This is a genomic window from Thiocystis violacea (assembly GCF_016583565.1).
GTDB classification, from domain to species: Bacteria; Pseudomonadota; Gammaproteobacteria; order Chromatiales; family Chromatiaceae; genus Thiorhodococcus; species Thiorhodococcus violaceus_A.
This window is the reverse complement of the sequence record NZ_NRRF01000260.1, coordinates 1-613: the sequence shown is the minus strand read 5'-3', so window position 1 is coordinate 613 and position 613 is coordinate 1. Positions and strand designations below refer to the sequence as shown.

Genomic DNA, 613 nt, shown 5'->3' with positions numbered 1-613 from the left:
CTCAACATGCTGGGCAGCTCGGTCGAGACCTCGGTGCTGGACTTCGTGCGCGAGGCCGACAACGAGCTGGCGCAGAAGATCATGGACAACATGTTCACCTTCGACGACCTGGAGAAGATCGACGACAAGGGCATCCAGGCGCTGCTGCGCGAGGTGCAGTCCGAGTCGCTGATCGTCGCGCTCAAGGGCGCCACGCCGGGGCTGCGCGAGAAGATCTTCAAGAACATGTCCACGCGCGCGGCCGAGACGCTGCGCGAGGACCTCGAGTCCCGCGGCCCGGTGCGCCTGTCCGAGGTCGAGGCCGAACAGAAGGAGATGCTCAAGACCGTCCGCCGCCTGGCCGACGAAGGGCAGATCATGCTGAGCACGGGTGGTGATGAGCAGTTCCTCTAAACACGGTTTCCGCAACGTCCCGCCGCCGCAGGGCAGCAAGCCGGCGAGCGCCTACACGCGTTTCATCCCGCGCGAGGAGCTGGGCGACTTCGCCGCCTGGAAGCCCGGTTCGTTCCACGGCGAGCCCGAGCCCGAGATGCCGGCCGAGCCGGCGGTGCCGCCCGAGCCCACGCCCGAGGAGTGGCAGGCGAAGATCGCCGCCGCAGGGCAGCAAGCCGGC

The 613-nt window shown here is 68.2% G+C and carries 2 protein-coding genes; both read left to right on the top strand.

The window, feature by feature from the left end; genetic code table 11:
- Positions 1 to 393 (top strand): FliG C-terminal domain-containing protein (locus CKO23_RS25110; RefSeq protein ID WP_274600261.1); only part of this gene is annotated, 393 nt, incomplete at its 5' end.
- Positions 377 to 613, top strand: a 237-nt coding sequence (locus CKO23_RS25105) for a hypothetical protein (protein WP_200336313.1), incomplete at its 3' end; no start/stop codon positions are given. The genes CKO23_RS25110 and CKO23_RS25105, both read left to right, overlap by 17 nt.